Source organism: Moorena sp. SIO4E2 (assembly GCF_010671945.1).
Classification (GTDB): Bacteria; Cyanobacteriota; Cyanobacteriia; order Cyanobacteriales; family Coleofasciculaceae; genus Moorena; species Moorena producens.
Genome location: NZ_JAAHIE010000015.1, coordinates 1 through 16653, shown reverse-complemented (window position 1 = coordinate 16653; position 16653 = coordinate 1). Strand labels below are relative to the sequence as shown.

The window sequence follows — 16653 nt, the reverse complement described above, 5'->3', positions numbered from 1 at the left end:
ACCTCTTAAAATTCTAGAGAGGGCTCCCCTCCATCCAATGATGGCGAAAGCCCCCTTTAGATTTAATTTAGCATCTACCTATACATTGTGTGTGTCAGCTAGATTACAAAATCTAATAACTTAATAAATTGTTGCATAACTTCATGCTAAGTTTTGAAAGTTAATCGTATTGGGCAAAGTGTTGGGCAAAGTGTTGGACAAAGTGTTGGACAAAAAGTTGACTAGCCACTCCTTGAGGTGATATGTAGCGCGGCAGTCATCTTCATTGTAGCGCTGGATCATTTCGAGAATAGAGTGATTGCCTGTTTGTAACCACTGGTCATACAAACACACAGATTGGGAGCCAGTCATATCGGGGTCTCGCCACTCAAAGCCCAAGCATCTCGCCAAATTTTTCAGAGAATAACTCTCCACTGGCATGGTCACAGTATCAATAACTATTTGATGAACATCCACGAAACGATTTAGCAGGGGTTTAACTATCTGTCGTGGAGTTTGGTAAAGGGTTGCTAAGCGCTTGACCGTGTCAACTTCATACTTGGAAAAATGGAAGATTGGGGCATCTGGATAACGCTCAACTAAGTCTAAAAATTGTAGCCAGATGAATCCTTCTTGCCAAGAATGTTCTGCGAATAGGTTATGGAAAGTCTCTGTTTCAGTGCGTCGATCAATCACCAACACCCCTAGCAAATACTCCAGGGGCAAATCAGGCTGTGCTTCAATATCAAAATAAAGCTCAACAGATGCTGTCGGTAAAGAGTCTTGATTCGGGAGGTCTGCCGAGATTTTGGCATTACCATTCCCTCGCTCTAGTTGTTCGTATTCAAGTATACTAAAGTAATGTTTGGGATAAAGCAGCACCCGGTTTTGTACCTGAGATTGGGCTTGCTGCACCAACTGGAAAGCTACTGAGCTACCAAAGCTGGGCTCTAATTCAGTAATCGTAGACGTGGCTAAGGATTCGATTGTGGTTACTCCCAAAGCCTCCAAATCCCGATAGCGGCTGGGTGTTACTCCAGGCAATAGGGAAATGTGCTCCACAGATTTAGCGATCGCATAACAACTGTGATACCAACAGCAAAGACTACACCGCTGACGGGAAATGAACACCTCTGGTTCTTGTCGCTGCAATAGAGTCTCAATACATTCCGATAGCAGTTGTTCCATCAGTGGCACCCATCGTTCTATTACCACGGTGTAGCACTTTTGGTTACGCAAAATTAATGAGCCAGTGGTGGGCCAATGTCCTTGTACTGCTGCTAACAGCTGAGCACGAAAAGCAGTAAGGATTTTATACTCTGGCTTGGGTCGTTTGCTGAGCTTAATGGTGGTGGGAACATAGATCCAATCACCAAAATTAGAACGTCCCGGCTGTTTGACCAGCAAATCAGGAAAACATAGCAATGTCACCCCGTCACCAGTTGGCATCAACAGTACCCCTCCAGAAATGTACTCCGTCCCTTGTTGCATCAGTTTCAAGGTGGCCTGTGCAGCAGCGTGCCAATCTGTTCTGGGGTAGCGGGGTGAGTGGTGGGGCACAGTAGCCAGAATCTGTTGTTTATGGTCTCGGCTTTTCTGTTGCAGTTTCAGCAGAAAATCTGAGGGTAGGTCTTGCTCTGTGGGGTCTCCATAAATGTCCAAAAACGCTCGACGCCGACAGCGTTTGTAATCTAAAAGTAATGCGTCCGTCAGCAGCATAATTATAGTTTCAGGTGACATACTCCCACACTCACCTTGTCAGGTTGAGTGTGGGCTTCTTACCAACACCAGCCATCGCTATCGGCTTTCGCCGACGCGGGGCGCGTTCGGTTACTCGGTAAGCTTTATTAACGATACGGGATGCCCCTCCGCACCGGAACAATTAAAAAAAGTTCTTTTTTTTACTTAGCAGGTGGCGGTTAGCTCTTAATTTGTTTTCCCTACTATTTTCAGTATAACGTTTTTCAGGCTGTTTATCAGAGTTCCTGTCCGGGATTCATCCCTGGAGACGAAACCTTAGGATAGTGGAGCCAAAATCGGCAAAGTTTTAACCCTTTTACGCATAACCGACTAACCATAAAGGCGACCAGTACCTTACGGTAACTTTAAACACTCATGGCGTAGCATTGAGGTGTGGGGCATAAGAGCGGAGGAAGCTAACCCCCCATGGCTAGTGATACTCGCCGCTAGGCGTAAGATATCACCAGCCATGCAGGATGAATTAATCCGGTCAACCCGGATTGATTGATCAATCCAGGGTTTATCCCGCTTTTATTAATTTATGTAAATTTACCGAAACATTGACTGAGCAACCAGGGATTACTTAACAATTATTTACATAAAGGCTTGATTTAATTTTACCGAATCCCACCGCCCAAAAGTCTAGTAATCACGGGCTTTCGCTCTCTAATCAAGGGTAATCAAAGCAAGACTGGCAACGGAATCGACTTTTCCAAAAAAATTAATTATGAGACCGTGCTGGTAAAATCTTTATAAAAGATTAAATCTTTAAGAGATCACTGTAAGAGTCTATCAAAAACAGGAGAACACAAATTGACTTACTCAATCTTGCTTGCTGCTGCATCTGCCGTTCCCAACACCCTGGAATGGAGCCCGACAGTCGGAATCATCATGATTGTCTGCAATGTCCTAGCGATTGCCTTCGGAAAAGCTACTATCCAGAATCCTAGCGCAGGTCCGGCATTGCCTATGCCTGAGTTCTTCGGTGGCATGGGTCTTCCCGCCCTACTGGCAACCACCAGCTTCGGTCACATCCTAGGACTAGGCACTATCTTAGGATTGGCTAACATGGGGATTATCTAGAGCTTAGGAGCTCTAGGGTATAGGGCGAACTGGGATAGTGATGATGGTCAGGTTGATCCAGGGCTGATAATTCACAGCAGATTCTCACCCAGTCACTCGGTCATGCAGTAATCCTAGACACAATTACCCTATACCCGATCTCCTAACAGGCATCCCTGCTTTGCTAATAGTGCTGTACCATAAGCAGCCGCTGTGTGAAGGGATGTCAACATCGGTACCATGAGCTGACGCTCTCGAATCCTTGTCCAGGTAGGATTTTTGGCACCACCACCAGCAGTATAGACACCGGTTAAGGGACTTGCTCCGAGCTGTTGCAACAAGCTATATCCCCTAGCTTCAATTCGCGCTATGCTTTCGAGCATTCCTTGGAGAAATTCCACGGAATTATCGGGTTTGGGTTCCAATCTTGGCCGGAGATCAGGGTCATTAATGGGAAAGCGATCGCCTGGTCTAAGTAAGGGATAATAATCCAAGGCACTTTCTTGCTCCGGGTCGATTTGAGAGCTGAGACTTTCTAATTCTCTGTCACTGAAAAAGTGGCGTAGTACTGCTCCACCCGTGTTGGATGCGCCACCGGTAAGCCATAAATTTCCCAATCGATGACTGTAAATCCCAAATTTGGCGTCTTCTAGAGGAGTGGTACTCAATAGTTTCAATACCACGGTAGACCCAAGGGAGGTTACCGCTTCACCTGGTTGTTTGGCACCACTAGCGATAAATGCGGCAATACTATCGGTGGTACCTGTACAGACTAGACAATCTGGTGATAATCCCAAGCCGTGAGCTACCTCAGGGGTTACAACTCCTACTGGTGTACCGGGAGCCAAGACGTTGGGTAGCATGGGTGACACCGGTAGCTGTTTGAGCCAGTCAGGATAGCAAAGATTTTCAGGATTATAACCGAGCTTTAAGGCATTGTGATCATCACTTATGCCTAGTTTTCCATGCAATAGAAAGGCTAACCAGTCCGCTTGATGGAGGAAGTATAGGGGATTAGTTTCAGCAGAGCTTTTGCTGATCAGATCTGTACAGTCATACCACCAGAGAAGTTTGGCAAGGCTGGAGGTAGCACTTAAAACGACATGGTTGGGAGGAGCAATGGTTCTAAGTTGTTCCATCACAGCTACTCCTCGTGGATCGTTGTAAAGGATGGGTGCATCTACAGGTTGACCGATGCGATCGCATAACAAAACTGTTGCGGAGGTGCCATTAATTGCGATCGCATTAATTTCACCCTTGATTGACTGGGGAATTTGCTCAATCAGGGAAAATAATACCTTCTGCCAGTGTGTTGCGGTATCGATGGTGATGGCTTGGATTGGAAAGGGATATTGAGTCTCGGCAAAGATAGTACCAACAGAGTCGATCACTACTGCCCGTGCGCCAGAGGTTCCGAAATCGATGCCTAGATAGACAGTCATTAGGGATTAGGGATTAGGGAATTTAGAATGTAGAATTTAGAATATTAGAATTTGGAATTTTACCTCATTCTACATTCTGCATTCTACATTCTGCATTCCACCTTTAGCCTACTGCAAAACCTGTATATTGTCTTACTTGAGGATGGCGGAAACCAAGTACAATATCGTTTGCGGGAATACCTGCTTCCAGTAAATCGGTAGCAATCCCCTCTTCCGTATCATCGTATTGAATCCAGATTTTGTCACCAATTAAATCTAGGTGAATGGGTGTAGCGTGTAGGTACTGGTCATCATTCCAACCTATGTCTAATACTAAATAGTGTCCTCGCTGATCATCGAAAAGCACTTTAGAGTCATAGCTGTCAGGTAGGGAAGCACGATACTCAGCGTGTTCCATTAATACTTTTTTGATGATGTCTTGGTAGTTTAATCTGGTATCCATTGAATCAGCGTTTCACTATCGTGATCAAAAACAATTAATTTAATAATTTGGTTCCTTAGCAATACCTTTCCCAATTCTATGGTAAACACGTTTTTAAAGGTCAGTCTAGAAACGGCAAGATAAAGACAGCGCTCTACACCCATTTCATCCAGGACTTGACGATACAGGATATACTGCCCTAAAGCCTGCTCTAAATCTTTTACATCAGACTTTCCTACAAAACTCTTGACTTCAACAACAATTTTTTGTATTCCTTTTTCAGCACTAATTAGACGTTCCGCACCAAGATCAGCAGATAAGCGTTTGTGGCCTATCTGTAGGGGAAATGGATCATGGGTAATTGTCCAGCCATCCTTTTGTAAGGCACGCTTAACCGTATTGTGGTATATGTCTCGCCTTGCCATCTCAATCTCTTCCCTCTAGCATCATCCTCAACTAGGATGGAAACTCAAATAGCGATCGCATCAGAAAAGCCATCCCTGAAACATGCCCTATAACTGACCCACTAAGCACTAAGCACTTAGCAGTCCTTCCTGTCGCGGGTACTCCTGCAAAACCTCCTTCAAATACTGCCCTGTATAGGAATTAGGATGCTCTGCTACCTCCTCTGGTGTTCCAGAGGCAATTACTTCTCCCCCTTTATCCCCACCTTCTGGTCCTAAGTCTATTACCCAATCAGCACAGCGAATCACATCTAAATTGTGTTCAATCACCAAAACAGAATTTCCTTTATCTACCAACCGCTGCAATACATTTAACAAGTGATGAACATCATAAAATGACAATCCTGTTGTCGGTTCATCGATTAAATACAATGTCTTTCCCGTTGCCCGACGTGACAATTCTGTTGCCAACTTCACCCGCTGTGCTTCTCCACCAGATAATGTCGGTGCTGGTTGCCCTAAGTGAATATATCCTAACCCCACATCTACTAAGGTTTGTAACCGAGATGCTGCTCTTGGAATATTCTTAAATACCTCCAACGCTTCTTCCACTGGCATATTTAAAATATCAGCAATGGAATATCCTTTATACTTCACTTGCAACGTTTCTCTATTATATCTCGCTCCCTTACAAACATCGCATTGTACATAGACATCGGGCAAAAAGTTCATCTCAATGATATTCACCCCCTGTCCCGAACAAGCTTCGCAACGTCCTCCTTTGACATTAAATGAAAATTGGCCTGGCTTGTAACCTCTAGCTTTAGCTTCAATAGTTTTAGAAAATACCTCTCGAATGGTATCAAATACTCCTGTATAGGTAGCAGTATTAGACCGAGGAGTGCGACCAATGGGAGATTGATCGATTACGATTGCTTTATTAATAGCGTTGAGTCCCTCAACTTGATCCAATTGTTTGGGAAAGGGTACTTTACGAGTCAGATGATGTTGTAATGCTGGGTAAAGTAATTCGTTTACTAACGTAGATTTACCAGAACCAGATACACCTGTAATGCTGACTAATTTCCCTAGTGGTATCTCTACTTCAATGTGTTTGAGATTGTTACGATGAGCATTTTTAATCACAAATGAACGACCATTTCCCTCTCGACGTTGACTAGGAGTTTCAATTACTTGGCGTTTTGATAAATACGCTCCCGTCAGGGAATTTTCACTTTTTATTATAGTTTCTAAATCCCCTTGAGCAACAATTTCTCCCCCATGAATTCCAGCTTTCGGACCAATATCGACAATATGATCGGCAGTGCGAATGGTTTCTTCATCATGTTCTACAACAATCAAGGTATTCCCCAAATCTCGCAATTTGATCAGGGTAGTGAGTAACCGTCCATTATCTCTTTGGTGCAATCCAATACTCGGTTCATCTAATACATACAAAACTCCAGTCAAGCCTGCTCCAATCTGAGTCGCTAGGCGAATCCGTTGAGCTTCTCCACCAGAAAGGGTCATGGCTGGACGGTCAAGGGTAAGATAATCTAATCCTACATCAAGCAGAAATTGTAATCGGGCTTTAATTTCTTTGAGGGCAAGGTCACCAATTTGAGCTTGGCGGGGGGAGAGTTGTAAGTTATCAATCCGTTGACGACATTGGCGAATTGAGACACTAGTTAAATCATCAATATGATATTGTCCTAACCGCACCGATAGTGCTTCTGGTTTGAGCCGTTTACCATGACACTCTGGACAGGGTTGATAAATTAAATACTGCTCTAGTTTGTGTTTTGATGCTTCAGAGCTAGTGTCTTTGTACTGTTTTTCGAGGATCGGGATAATGCCAGCATAGCGCTTGTAGTACCCTTTTTCTTTGCCATAAGCAGAATTATTTTGAATGTAGATTTTTTCGTCGGTGCCGTAGAGCAGGATGTCTTGTTGTTCAGAGGTTAGCTGATTCCAGGGAGTTTGGATTTCAAAACCATAGGCTTGTCCTACGCTATAGAGTAGGGAGATGTAGTAGGTGTTGTCTTTTTCTGACCAGGGGGCAATAGCACTATATAAGGGTTGAGTAGGGTCAGGTACTACTAGTTCTGGAGAAAAGGTTTGTAAATTACCGATACCGTGACAAAATGGACAAGCGCCGTAGGGGGAGTTAAAGGAAAATAATCGGGGAGATAATTCTTCCATTACTGCCCCATGTTCTGGGCAAGCAAAGTTTTCTGAAAAGACGATTTCTTGGGGAAGGTCTTGGTCAGATGAACTACCCTTTTTGCGAGCCGTACGTTTATAATTATGATCAGATTTGACCTCTGCTGGCTGTGCTGATGTATTATCTAAAACTTGGATAACTGCAATTCCAGTAGAACGTTTTAGGCAAGTAGCAAGGGAATCGGTAATCCGTTCTTGAATACTAGGCTTTTTGATGAGACGGTCAACCACCACTTCAATGTTGTGGGTATAATTTTTATCCAATTCGATGGTATCGGAGAGGTCAAAGGTTTCACCATCGACTCTGACTCGCACAAATCCTTCGGTGGCTAAGCTGGATAATAGTTTCTTGTGAGTGCCTTTTTTGCCTCGGATAACGGGAGCCAGGATATGGAAGCGAGTCCGGTCAGGGAGTTCCATAATGCGATCGCACATCTGGTCGATGGTCTGGGGAGCAATATTGCGATCGCATCGGGGACAATAGGGTTCACCAGCCCTTCCAAACAGTAATCGCAGGTAATCGTAAATCTCTGTAACTGTACCAACGGTGGAACGGGGGTTATGGGATGTAGATTTCTGGTCAATGGAGATAGCGGGGCTTAAGCCTTCGATGGCATCCACATCCGGTTTATCCAGTTGTCCCAGGAATTGACGAGCATAGGCACTAAGGGATTCTACATAACGGCGTTGTCCTTCCGCAAAGATAGTGTCGAATGCCAGGGAGGATTTGCCGGAACCGGAAACACCAGTAAAGACAATAATGCGATCGCGTGGCAGTTCCAGATCAATATTTTTCAGGTTATGCTGTCTAGCCCCCCGAATCCGAATGGTGTTTTGAGCAGAGTTAGGGGTGTGGTCTTGGGTGTGGTTGGGGTTAGAGGATTTTGGCATGACCGACAGCGGCTTTAAACTCCTTAACAATAGTAGCGCTATCCGTTCCTATAGTAATGTTAAACCTAAGCATTCAGACCTTTGCCGAACGCCCTCTAGCTTTCAGCTTGAGCGATCGCAGATTGAAATTGTATAGTTTTTGTATAGTTTTCAGTAAACTTGAAACACTCCAAACCCCACTCCCGAGCTCCTGAGCCCCCCTGCACCCTTGCCGATTCAATCTATAAATTAGATGCACCCGCAGCTTAGCCATTACCCGAGAATAGATCCCCGTGAAGGGATATTATAGTTACTTAAACCGACATGATCTAACCATTACCTCTAAGTCAAATGATCTTACTATGGAATCGAAAATTCTGGAATTTTTTGCGCAGTGAAAACCTTGATAAAGTAATGATTATTATTATTATAATTATTACTATTAACACCATCACTATATCATGGCTGGAACCAGATATCTCAAAAGCAGATGCTTTCTGGTGGAGCATCGTCACCCTAACAACTGTTGGCTATGGTGATATCACACCTGTCACAGTTGGTGGTCGCTTTATTGCTATTCTCGATATGTTTGTGGGGATTGGATTCTTAGCCATCTTCACCGCTACCCTCGCTGGTATTTTTGTCGATCAAAAAATTAAAAATGATCTAGGTATGGGGTCTTATAAATTTAACAATCACTTGATTATTTCCGAATGGAATTCTAGAGCACAATTTATTATAAATGAGTTGCGAAAGTTTCCTAAAACTCAAGATGATAAAATTATTTTAATTGCCAATATAGACCGGAAGCCTATCGAAGACAATAATTTGTTTTTTATTAAGGGCAACGTATGTGATGAAACCTTGAATCGAGCCAACTTGATCCAGGCTAGAACTGTTATAATTTTAGGGGATGACAGCATAGATGAAACAGCTCGCGACGCCAAAGTTATACTATCTACCCTGACAGTAGAAAGTATTAATCCCAACGCTTACACAGTTGTGGAGCTGGTAGATGAAACTCATGTTAAATCCTGTCAGCGGGCTAAGGTTGACGAAATAATCGTTAGCAGTGAGTTAAGTAGCATGCTCATTTCCCAAGCTGCTCTTAACCATGGAATTACCAAAGTTGTCTCTGAAATATTAAGTACTCAAAGTGGCAACAAGCTTTATAAAATTGCGATACCTGAATCTCGGGTGGGTAGTTCCTTTATGGAAGTATTTACGTATATGAAGCAAGCCTATCAAAGTATTGTCCTAGCAGTACAAAAAGGAATTGAAGGAGATGTTATCTCCAATCCACCGACAGATTATAAACTTGAGAATGGTGACTATTTAATTGTCGTTGCTCAAGATGAACCACGACCGCTACAGAAATCTTCAACGTAAGTGTGATATGTCACCTGTAATGTGTTAATTAACCATTGTAAATGGTTAATTTTAAATGGTTAATTTTAATTAAATTAACGAACACCCTTCCAGCATAAGTAGTCAACCCTAGATAATATCACGTCATGAGACAAGGCTGAGAGAGGCGGAAAATTATCAGTAAATTATCAGCAAATTTTCAGCCTCTATTCAGCAACAATTAAACCAAGAAACCAATAATTCTAGTCAAGCTACTAACCTAGGATTAACCACTTGATACGGTGCCAGCAAAATCAGTTTTGAACACTAAGTTTTGAACACTTAGCTGATTAACTCTACGGTAAGCATTCAGCTATCAGCCGTCAGTCGTCAGCTAATCAACGGTCGGTAGTAAACAAGCTGGGGCTGCTGATACGGCTGCTTGAAAATCCCTGCTTGTTTTACTCATCCAACCCCGAGCAGTTAAAGCATCTAATAGCTGTTCGCGTAGCGTGGCCATTCGCGTAGCGTGGCCAACGGCCAAGGCCTTTAGCTGTTCGCGTAGCGTGCGCGTAGCGCATTAGCTGATAGCTGAATACTTACACTCTACGGATAATGATGTAGCTGTATAGATAGTTGAGCAACACACTCCGAAGCAAATCTACCATATTGATCTCATTGATCAGAATCACCATGAAGCATTCAATTATTAAATCACTCAAAATCGTGACCATGGTTACGGTAACCTCTACACTAGCCATGGCATCTAGGGCAACAGCAGCCACCCTTAAGGTGACAATTGAAAGCCTGGCACCGGAAAACGGCACGTTATTGACTCCAGTCTGGGTTGGTTTTCATAATGGTTTGTTTGATATTTATGATCGGGGTGAGGCAGCTTCACCAGGACTTGAGCGGATTGCAGAGGATGGCAATGCAGCAGTGCTTAGTCAAGAGTTTTTTGCTAGTGGTGCGGGTTCAGTTGATGGGGTAATTCCTGGTCCAAATGGTCCAGTTGCTTCTGGGGATATTGCCCAAGCCACATTTACTGTAGATTCTACTAGCCGTTACTTCAGCTACGCAGCAATGATTCTTCCCAGTAATGATGCTTTCATTGCTAATGGCAACCCCTTGGCTTTTGAGATTTTTGATGAAGAAGGTAATTTCACTGGAGCTGACTTTACCGTTCTCGGTTCTCAAGTTCTGGATGCAGGTACGGAAGTTAACGACGAGCAGCAGACGACTACTNGTGAACTCTATCCCTATCAAGCAATTTAAAACTAACATCCAAGACTTTATTAAACAAGTCATCAATCACCATACTACCCTCAAAATAACCGATCCCAATCAGGGATACTTTATTATTATTAGTGCCGAAGATTTGGAACAACAACAAGAAACCTTGTATGTATTACAAAATAGCCATTTAATGGAACAGATTAACCATTCTCAAGCTACCCATACCCAAAATAAAGGCTACTCTCCCAATCAGGAAGAACTAGATGATATCCTTAGTATTTGAGGGCAAAACTTGGTAAAATTACGAAGAACTTCGTAAAAAAGACAAAAAACTCCATCAAACCCTTTGTAAAATCATCAAAGAAATGCTGAGAGACGATCCCGCTAAAGGAATGGGAAAACCTGAACCGTTAAAACATAATTTATCGGGGTTGTGGTCAAGAATAATTTCTCAAAAAGATCGCCTTATTTACAAATTTGATGATAACTATGTTTATATTTTTGCAATAGGTGGTCATTACGATCAATTTAATTGATTTTAGTTCATGTAGGGTGGGCAGTGCTTGATACAAATCAGCTGACAAAGCCCGTTACTAGGCACTGCCCACCATAGGTGTAGCCCCAATCATAAGCTGATAGCTGATAGCTGTTCGCGTAGCGTGCGCGTAGCGCTTAAGCTGATAGCTGATAGCTGATAGCTGTTCGCGTAGCGTGCGCGTAGCGCTTAAGCTGATAGCTGATAGCTGATAGCTGTTCGCGTAGCGTGCGCGTAGCGCTTAAGCTGATAGCTGATAGCTGATAGCTGTTCGCGTAGCGTGCGCGTAGCGCTTAAGCTGATAGCTTACAAAAAAAAATAGCCGTAGAAATACTATCCACGGCTATTTCAATACTGTAAACGCAATTGTCTTGTCTATCAGTTTCCGAATCAATCCGGATGTGATCCTACCGGACCAGACCGGGGGGGAAACCCCCCCATAAATTTAACCTATTAACGCCAAGTTTGATACTTGGTTGCAAAACTAATTACTTGCCCCGGAATGCCCGTCGGTTGCAAAGGGCTCCAGTCGGAAACCGACCCATACCCGAGTGCGCAAAGGCCGTAAATAGTTTTGGTTACTGCTTCAGGAGAGCCCTTAATGTACTTAATACGTTGTTTCTTGGGATTATTGTTGTGATTCGGAATAAATTCTGTAGACATGGCTAAAAAACTGCGGGAAGTGTGGGGAGTGTGGGGCCCGGGCGCGGGGAGTGTGGGAGATGGGGGAGATTTTGATTAAGGGTAATCATCCTGATCTGATATCAGCCCTCAGCTACTTTAGGGTAAGTTAGGGGAAGGGAATTGGGTGGTAACCCACCACCTGGTAGCACGGATTTGTGACCAACAGGTGCGATCGCATCCCTGATCTAACCACTGATTCTACACTTAACGCCCATGAATCAAAAACGCATCATTGGTCTAACCGGTGGTATCGCTACGGGAAAAACCACCGTATCGAATTACCTGGCTGATACCTACAGGCTACCAATTTTAGATGCGGATATCTATGCCAGAGAAGCAGTACAACCAGATTCACCAATCCTGAAACAGATTTATCAGCGCTACGGTTTACAAGTGCAGCACAGTGACAGTACCCTGAACCGTAAACGCTTAGGAGAGATAATTTTTAGTAACCCAACTGAGCGACAGTGGTTAGAGCAACAAATCCATCCTTATGTACGCGATCGCTTCCGATCTGAACTCGATACCTTTCTTGATGCAATAGCGAGTGGGGGAAACCCCCAAGACCGCGCTGCATCGCTAGTTGCTCCGACAGTGATATTAGTCATCCCTCTACTATTTGAAGCTAAGATGACAGACTTAGTGACAGAAATCTGGGTAGTCAGCTGCTCACCAGAACAACAGCTCAGACGGATCCAGAAACGCGATCGCATCTCTAAAGAACAAGCTCAAGCCCGGATCAACAGCCAACTCCCCCTCCAGCAAAAAATAGAACTTGCTGATCTAGTTTTAGATAACTCCTCTACCCAAGAAGCTCTAATCCAACAAGTATCTACTGCTCTTGCTACCAATTCATATCATCCCTAACTATTTAGAATTTAGAATTTAGAATTTATTAGAATTCAGAATTTAGAATTTAGAATTTAGAATTTAGAATTTAGAATTTAGAATTTAGAATTTAGAATTTAGAATTATAAGCACCGATCGCAGGATTAATTACCTACTCGCCATCTCTGTAACCCTTACATTGTAAGCCTTTGAGTTTTTTGAAATGTGTAATTAATTTTGTGTACCTGCTTACATTCTACATTCTACATTCTACATTCTGCATTCTACATTCTGCATTCTGCATTCTACATTCTACATTCTAAATTATGCATTCTACATTCTACATTCTACATTCTAAATTATGCATTCTACATTCTGACAGACAGCCTTAAACCTGCTAACCTAGTTATGGCAAATAAGCTTTCAGAGCCTCTGCTGCCAACTCCGTCATACTTTTCCCTTGGTTAGCAGCAGCTTCCTTAAGACGAGCATGGACTTCTTCGGGAATGCTAATTCGACGGCGATTTTTAGCAGTAGAAGATTTCTTAGCTGAGGATTTCTTACTTGCTAGCTTGGCATCTGGATTAACTATACCGCTACCTAGCTCATAGTTAGCAGAAAATTCCCGAAGGGCATCAAAGCCAATGCGATCGCAAAAATCCCCAAAACTCTCTTCTGGTTTGCGCTCTTGCCGAAACTGCACAAAAATTGGTTCAAAGAAAGATTCCAGCTCACTTTCTGGCATTTTCTGGACATAGGCTCGTGATAACCGAGTTTGATCTGGTGAAGCTCCCAGCCACACTTGATAAGCCTTTGGTGCACTACCGACAAATCCCAACTCTGCGATATACGGTCTAGCACAGCCATTGGGACAACCGGTCATTCGGATCACAAAATATTCCTTCTCTAACCCCAATTTGTCCAGCAGTAACCGAATCCGCTCAACCATGCCAGGGAGCGCCCGTTCTGATTCGGTAATCGCTAAACCACAAGTAGGTAAAGCTGGACAAGCCATGGAGTAGCGCACTAACGGTTCAATTCCTTCTGGAGTAACTTGAATACCGTGCTGTTCGAGAATCTGATTCAGGGTTTGCTGGTGGGTGGGGTCAATCTCATAGAGAATTATATTGTGGTTAGCAGTCAGCCGCATCGGTAGGGCAAATTTCTCAGTAATTTCCCGCAGAGCTGTTTTGAGTCGGAAATCCCCTTCATCTTTGACCCGACCATTCTCAATCGATATCCCCAGGAATAGCTTTCCGTCTCCTTGTTCGTTCCAACCCAAATAATCTTCGTACTTAAATGGGGGTAAGGGCTTAAACGGTGCCAGGGTTTTACCGAAGTAGCTTTCTACTTTTTCCCGAAACCTCTCGACACCCCAATCATTGATTAGGTACTTCATTCTGGCATGACGGCGGTTTACGCGATCGCCATAATCCCGTTGAGTTGCCACAATTGCCTTAACCAAGTCGTAGATATCCTCTTTCTCCACATAGCAGATGTGGTCAGCTAGACGAGCAAAGGTTTCTTCCTTATTGTGGGTACGACCCATACCCCCACCAGCCAGAACATTAAATCCCTCCAGTTCTCCCTGGTCGTTGGTAATTACCACCAACCCCACATCTTGGGTATAGATATCAATCGAGTTATCCCCGGGAACCGTTACGGAACACTTAAACTTCCGGGGCATATAGTGTTCCCCGTAGATTGGTTCCTCTTTGTCCTGGAAAATAGTACCATTACCATTGCGCTGCCGTGCTGCTTTCACCTCCGGAGCTTCCTCAGCACTAATTACCTTTTCCCCATCCAGCCAAATCTCGTAATAGGCACCGGTTTGAGGGGTAAGTAAGTCAGCAATCCGATCAGCATACTCCCAAGCATACTGATACTCTGGTCGATTTTTATATGGTGCTGGTGCAGCCATAACATTGCGGTTGAGGTCTCCACAAGCACCCAAGGTTGACCCCATATTGCGGACAATTGCGGCAATTGTCGCTTTCAAATTCTTTTTGAGAATGCCATGAATCTGAAAACCCTGACGGGTAGTTACTCGTAGGGTATGGTTACCATACTCTTCTGACAACTGCTCTAGAGTCAGATAAAGCTCTGGTGGAATAAATCCTCCAGGATTTCGAGTGCGCAGCATGAACTGATAGTCTTTTTCCTGACCCTTGACCCGGTTATCTCGGTTGTCTTGCTGGTAAGACCCGTGAAACTTAAGAACTTGAATAGCGTCTTCTGTAAAATGAGTAGTATCCTGTAGCAATTCAGTTGCCACCGGCTCACGCAAGAAGTTACTGCGTTCTTTAATTCCTTCAATCTTAGAGGGTTTGCGGGCTTTAGGAGTCTGAGATACAACCATTGGTTCGACGGATCTAAAAAGATGAATAAGTATAATTCCCGATAAATCGCTCGGGATTACGGTTAATGATTAGATCCTAATACTACCGTTGCCCATTGGATCGATAACTTTATAAATCCTAAAATTTATCTAAACCCACTCAGTGTGATTGAAGCAGATACCGGGAAAGAGGAAAGGGAAGAGTTGAAGGAAGGTTGAAGCGAGTAGATTCGCTCAAGCGAGTAGATGCACAAGAGGATTGTTGTCACCTCAGTTGAAGTATTTGACACTTTATACTTCATCCTTTATACTTCATCCTTCATCCTTCATCCTTCATCCTTCATCCTTCATCCTTCATCCTTTCCCTTTGACAATGGACATACTAAGTTTAGAAACGATAGCCTGCACCCAATTGAACACTGACAGACTCACCTGAACTATTTTCGTAAGCGTTAAGACCTACCTTAGTATTACCGTAAACCAAAACATCCTTAGCAATTTGGCTTTCAGCACCCAAGCCAAGCACCCAAGCATCTTGATTACCTATGGGTGTATTGTCTCCGTCATCTTCCACAAAAGAGTAACCAACACTAGCAAAAACATTAGTATTTTTGGCTACGCCTAGGTCAAAAGAAACACTAGGAATAATCGCGGTATTATCATCATTGAAAATAACATCACCACGTAGAGAAACGGGAAGCTTTGAAGTTGTCAGACGAGTTGTAATATTACCACCAATATTTTGGTCATTCCCTTGTCCATCACTAGTTACACCGGCGGCCAGACCAACGCCAATGTAGCTAGCATCTGTACCTTTGACGCTGAGATCATCTGCTCCTGGATTAGCTGAAGCCATACTATTTCCTAGTAAAACGGGAGCAATTGTTGTAGCGGCCAAAGTAGAAATGGTGAAAATAGATTTCAGTAAACCTTGCATTGTTTATTTCCTCAAATTCGTTAATTTTTTGTTCCTTTCTCTACAAGTCGTTGGGAATAAACAAAAGGTTCCTCAGGTTCTAAAAAAAAATCTAAATACTTGAAAGCCTTGAGATGACTTGAATCTGGCTAATCCGGATATAACTATAAAAAATTTGGCTTAGTTTTAGACGGCTTAATTAGTTGATACTCTTTAAAAGAGAGTCGGTTCTATCAATTAATCGAATGTCTGTGTTTTCTTAGTGGACTGTTTAGCAGGTGTCACAGATTGTAAGCATTTAGCTATCAGCTATCAGTTATCAGCGATCAGCGATCAGCCCTCAGGGATCAGCCCTCAGGGATCAGGGATCAGGGATCAGCGATCAGGGATCAGCGATCAGCGATCAGCCCTCAGGGATCAGGGATCAGCGATCAGCCATTCCCATAGCGTGGCCATTCCCGTAGCGTGGCCAAAGGCCAAGGCTGACTGCTGACTGCTGATTGCTGATTGCTGAATGCTTACGTCTAATCTTGTTTGATACCAACCATGCTATATCCGGCAATGGTAGACAGAGGCACCTGGTAAAAATATTGACGTCGGAACTGTTCTTCCTCAATGGCAGCAAAAA

General features: G+C 43.5%; 13 protein-coding genes and 1 pseudogene. 6 read left to right on the top strand and 8 right to left on the bottom strand.

Features of this window, described 5'->3' with window-relative positions; all coding sequences use genetic code 11:
• Positions 1–141: 141 nt before the first annotated feature.
• Positions 142–1698 carry a TM0106 family RecB-like putative nuclease gene (locus F6K37_RS02925; RefSeq protein ID WP_008177541.1) on the bottom strand — a complete coding sequence of 519 codons (1557 nt, stop codon included), beginning with the start codon at positions 1696–1698 and terminating at the stop codon, positions 142–144.
• 834 nt (positions 1699–2532) lie between these two features.
• Here F6K37_RS02925 and psaK point away from each other — a divergent pair.
• Positions 2533–2802: a photosystem I reaction center subunit PsaK gene (gene psaK / locus F6K37_RS02920; RefSeq protein WP_044491752.1), complete on the top strand. Its 270-nt coding sequence runs from the start codon at positions 2533–2535 to the stop codon at positions 2800–2802.
• Between the two features lie 128 nt (positions 2803–2930).
• Here psaK and F6K37_RS02915 read toward each other — a convergent pair whose 3' ends face one another.
• The 4 genes from F6K37_RS02915 to uvrA form a co-directional block, all read right to left on the bottom strand.
• Entirely contained in the window at positions 2931–4223 is a 1293-nt protein-coding gene (locus F6K37_RS02915) for an FGGY-family carbohydrate kinase (protein WP_287248036.1), read from the bottom strand.
• A 103-nt stretch (positions 4224–4326) separates the two neighbouring features.
• Positions 4327–4665: a XisI protein gene (locus tag F6K37_RS02910; protein WP_008177547.1), complete on the bottom strand. Its 339-nt coding sequence runs from the start codon at positions 4663–4665 to the stop codon at positions 4327–4329.
• Positions 4650–5069 (bottom strand): element excision factor XisH family protein, encoded by a 420-nt coding sequence (locus F6K37_RS02905; protein ID WP_008177549.1) that lies wholly within the window; start codon positions 5067–5069, stop codon positions 4650–4652. The genes F6K37_RS02910 and F6K37_RS02905 overlap by 16 nt, the downstream gene beginning before the upstream one ends.
• A gap of 108 nt (positions 5070–5177) precedes the next feature.
• Entirely contained in the window at positions 5178–8162 is a 2985-nt protein-coding gene (uvrA, locus tag F6K37_RS02900) for an excinuclease ABC subunit UvrA (protein ID WP_008177551.1), read from the bottom strand.
• 393 nt (positions 8163–8555) lie between these two features.
• Here uvrA and F6K37_RS02895 point away from each other — a divergent pair, with 393 nt between their 5' ends.
• Positions 8556–9530 (top strand): potassium channel family protein, encoded by a 975-nt coding sequence (locus tag F6K37_RS02895; protein ID WP_229414234.1) that lies wholly within the window; start codon positions 8556–8558, stop codon positions 9528–9530.
• A 352-nt stretch (positions 9531–9882) separates the two neighbouring features.
• Here F6K37_RS02895 and F6K37_RS02890 read toward each other — a convergent pair whose 3' ends face one another.
• On the bottom strand, positions 9883–10032 hold the full coding sequence (locus F6K37_RS02890; protein WP_165691804.1) for a hypothetical protein: 150 nt from the start codon (positions 10030–10032) through the stop codon (positions 9883–9885).
• 149 nt (positions 10033–10181) lie between these two features.
• Here F6K37_RS02890 and F6K37_RS02885 point away from each other — a divergent pair, with 149 nt between their 5' ends.
• The 4 genes and pseudogenes from F6K37_RS02885 (at position 10182) to coaE (ending at position 12810) form a co-directional block, all read left to right on the top strand.
• Positions 10182–10763, top strand: coding sequence for a spondin domain-containing protein (locus F6K37_RS02885; protein ID WP_287248031.1), 582 nt, complete (start codon positions 10182–10184; stop codon positions 10761–10763).
• A complete protein-coding gene (locus F6K37_RS02880) occupies positions 10735–11007 on the top strand; it encodes a type II toxin-antitoxin system Phd/YefM family antitoxin (protein ID WP_008191289.1) in 273 nt (90 codons plus the stop codon). Before F6K37_RS02885 ends, F6K37_RS02880 begins: the two co-directional genes overlap by 29 nt.
• Positions 10988–11260: pseudogene (locus F6K37_RS02875) on the top strand (Txe/YoeB family addiction module toxin). Before F6K37_RS02880 ends, F6K37_RS02875 begins: the two are co-directional and overlap by 20 nt.
• Positions 11261–12156: 896 nt before the next feature.
• The gene (gene coaE, locus F6K37_RS02865; protein WP_008185972.1) at positions 12157–12810 is read left to right on the top strand and encodes a dephospho-CoA kinase; all 654 of its coding nucleotides are present in this window, start codon (positions 12157–12159) and stop codon (positions 12808–12810) included.
• 367 nt (positions 12811–13177) lie between these two features.
• Here coaE and sir read toward each other — a convergent pair whose 3' ends face one another.
• Both sir and F6K37_RS02855 read right to left on the bottom strand, forming a co-directional pair.
• Positions 13178–15130, bottom strand: coding sequence for a sulfite reductase, ferredoxin dependent (gene sir, locus F6K37_RS02860; RefSeq protein WP_008185973.1), 1953 nt, complete (start codon positions 15128–15130; stop codon positions 13178–13180).
• 367 nt (positions 15131–15497) lie between these two features.
• Positions 15498–16046 (bottom strand): outer membrane beta-barrel protein, encoded by a 549-nt coding sequence (locus F6K37_RS02855; RefSeq protein WP_008185975.1) that lies wholly within the window; start codon positions 16044–16046, stop codon positions 15498–15500.
• Positions 16047–16653: the final 607 nt, after the last annotated feature.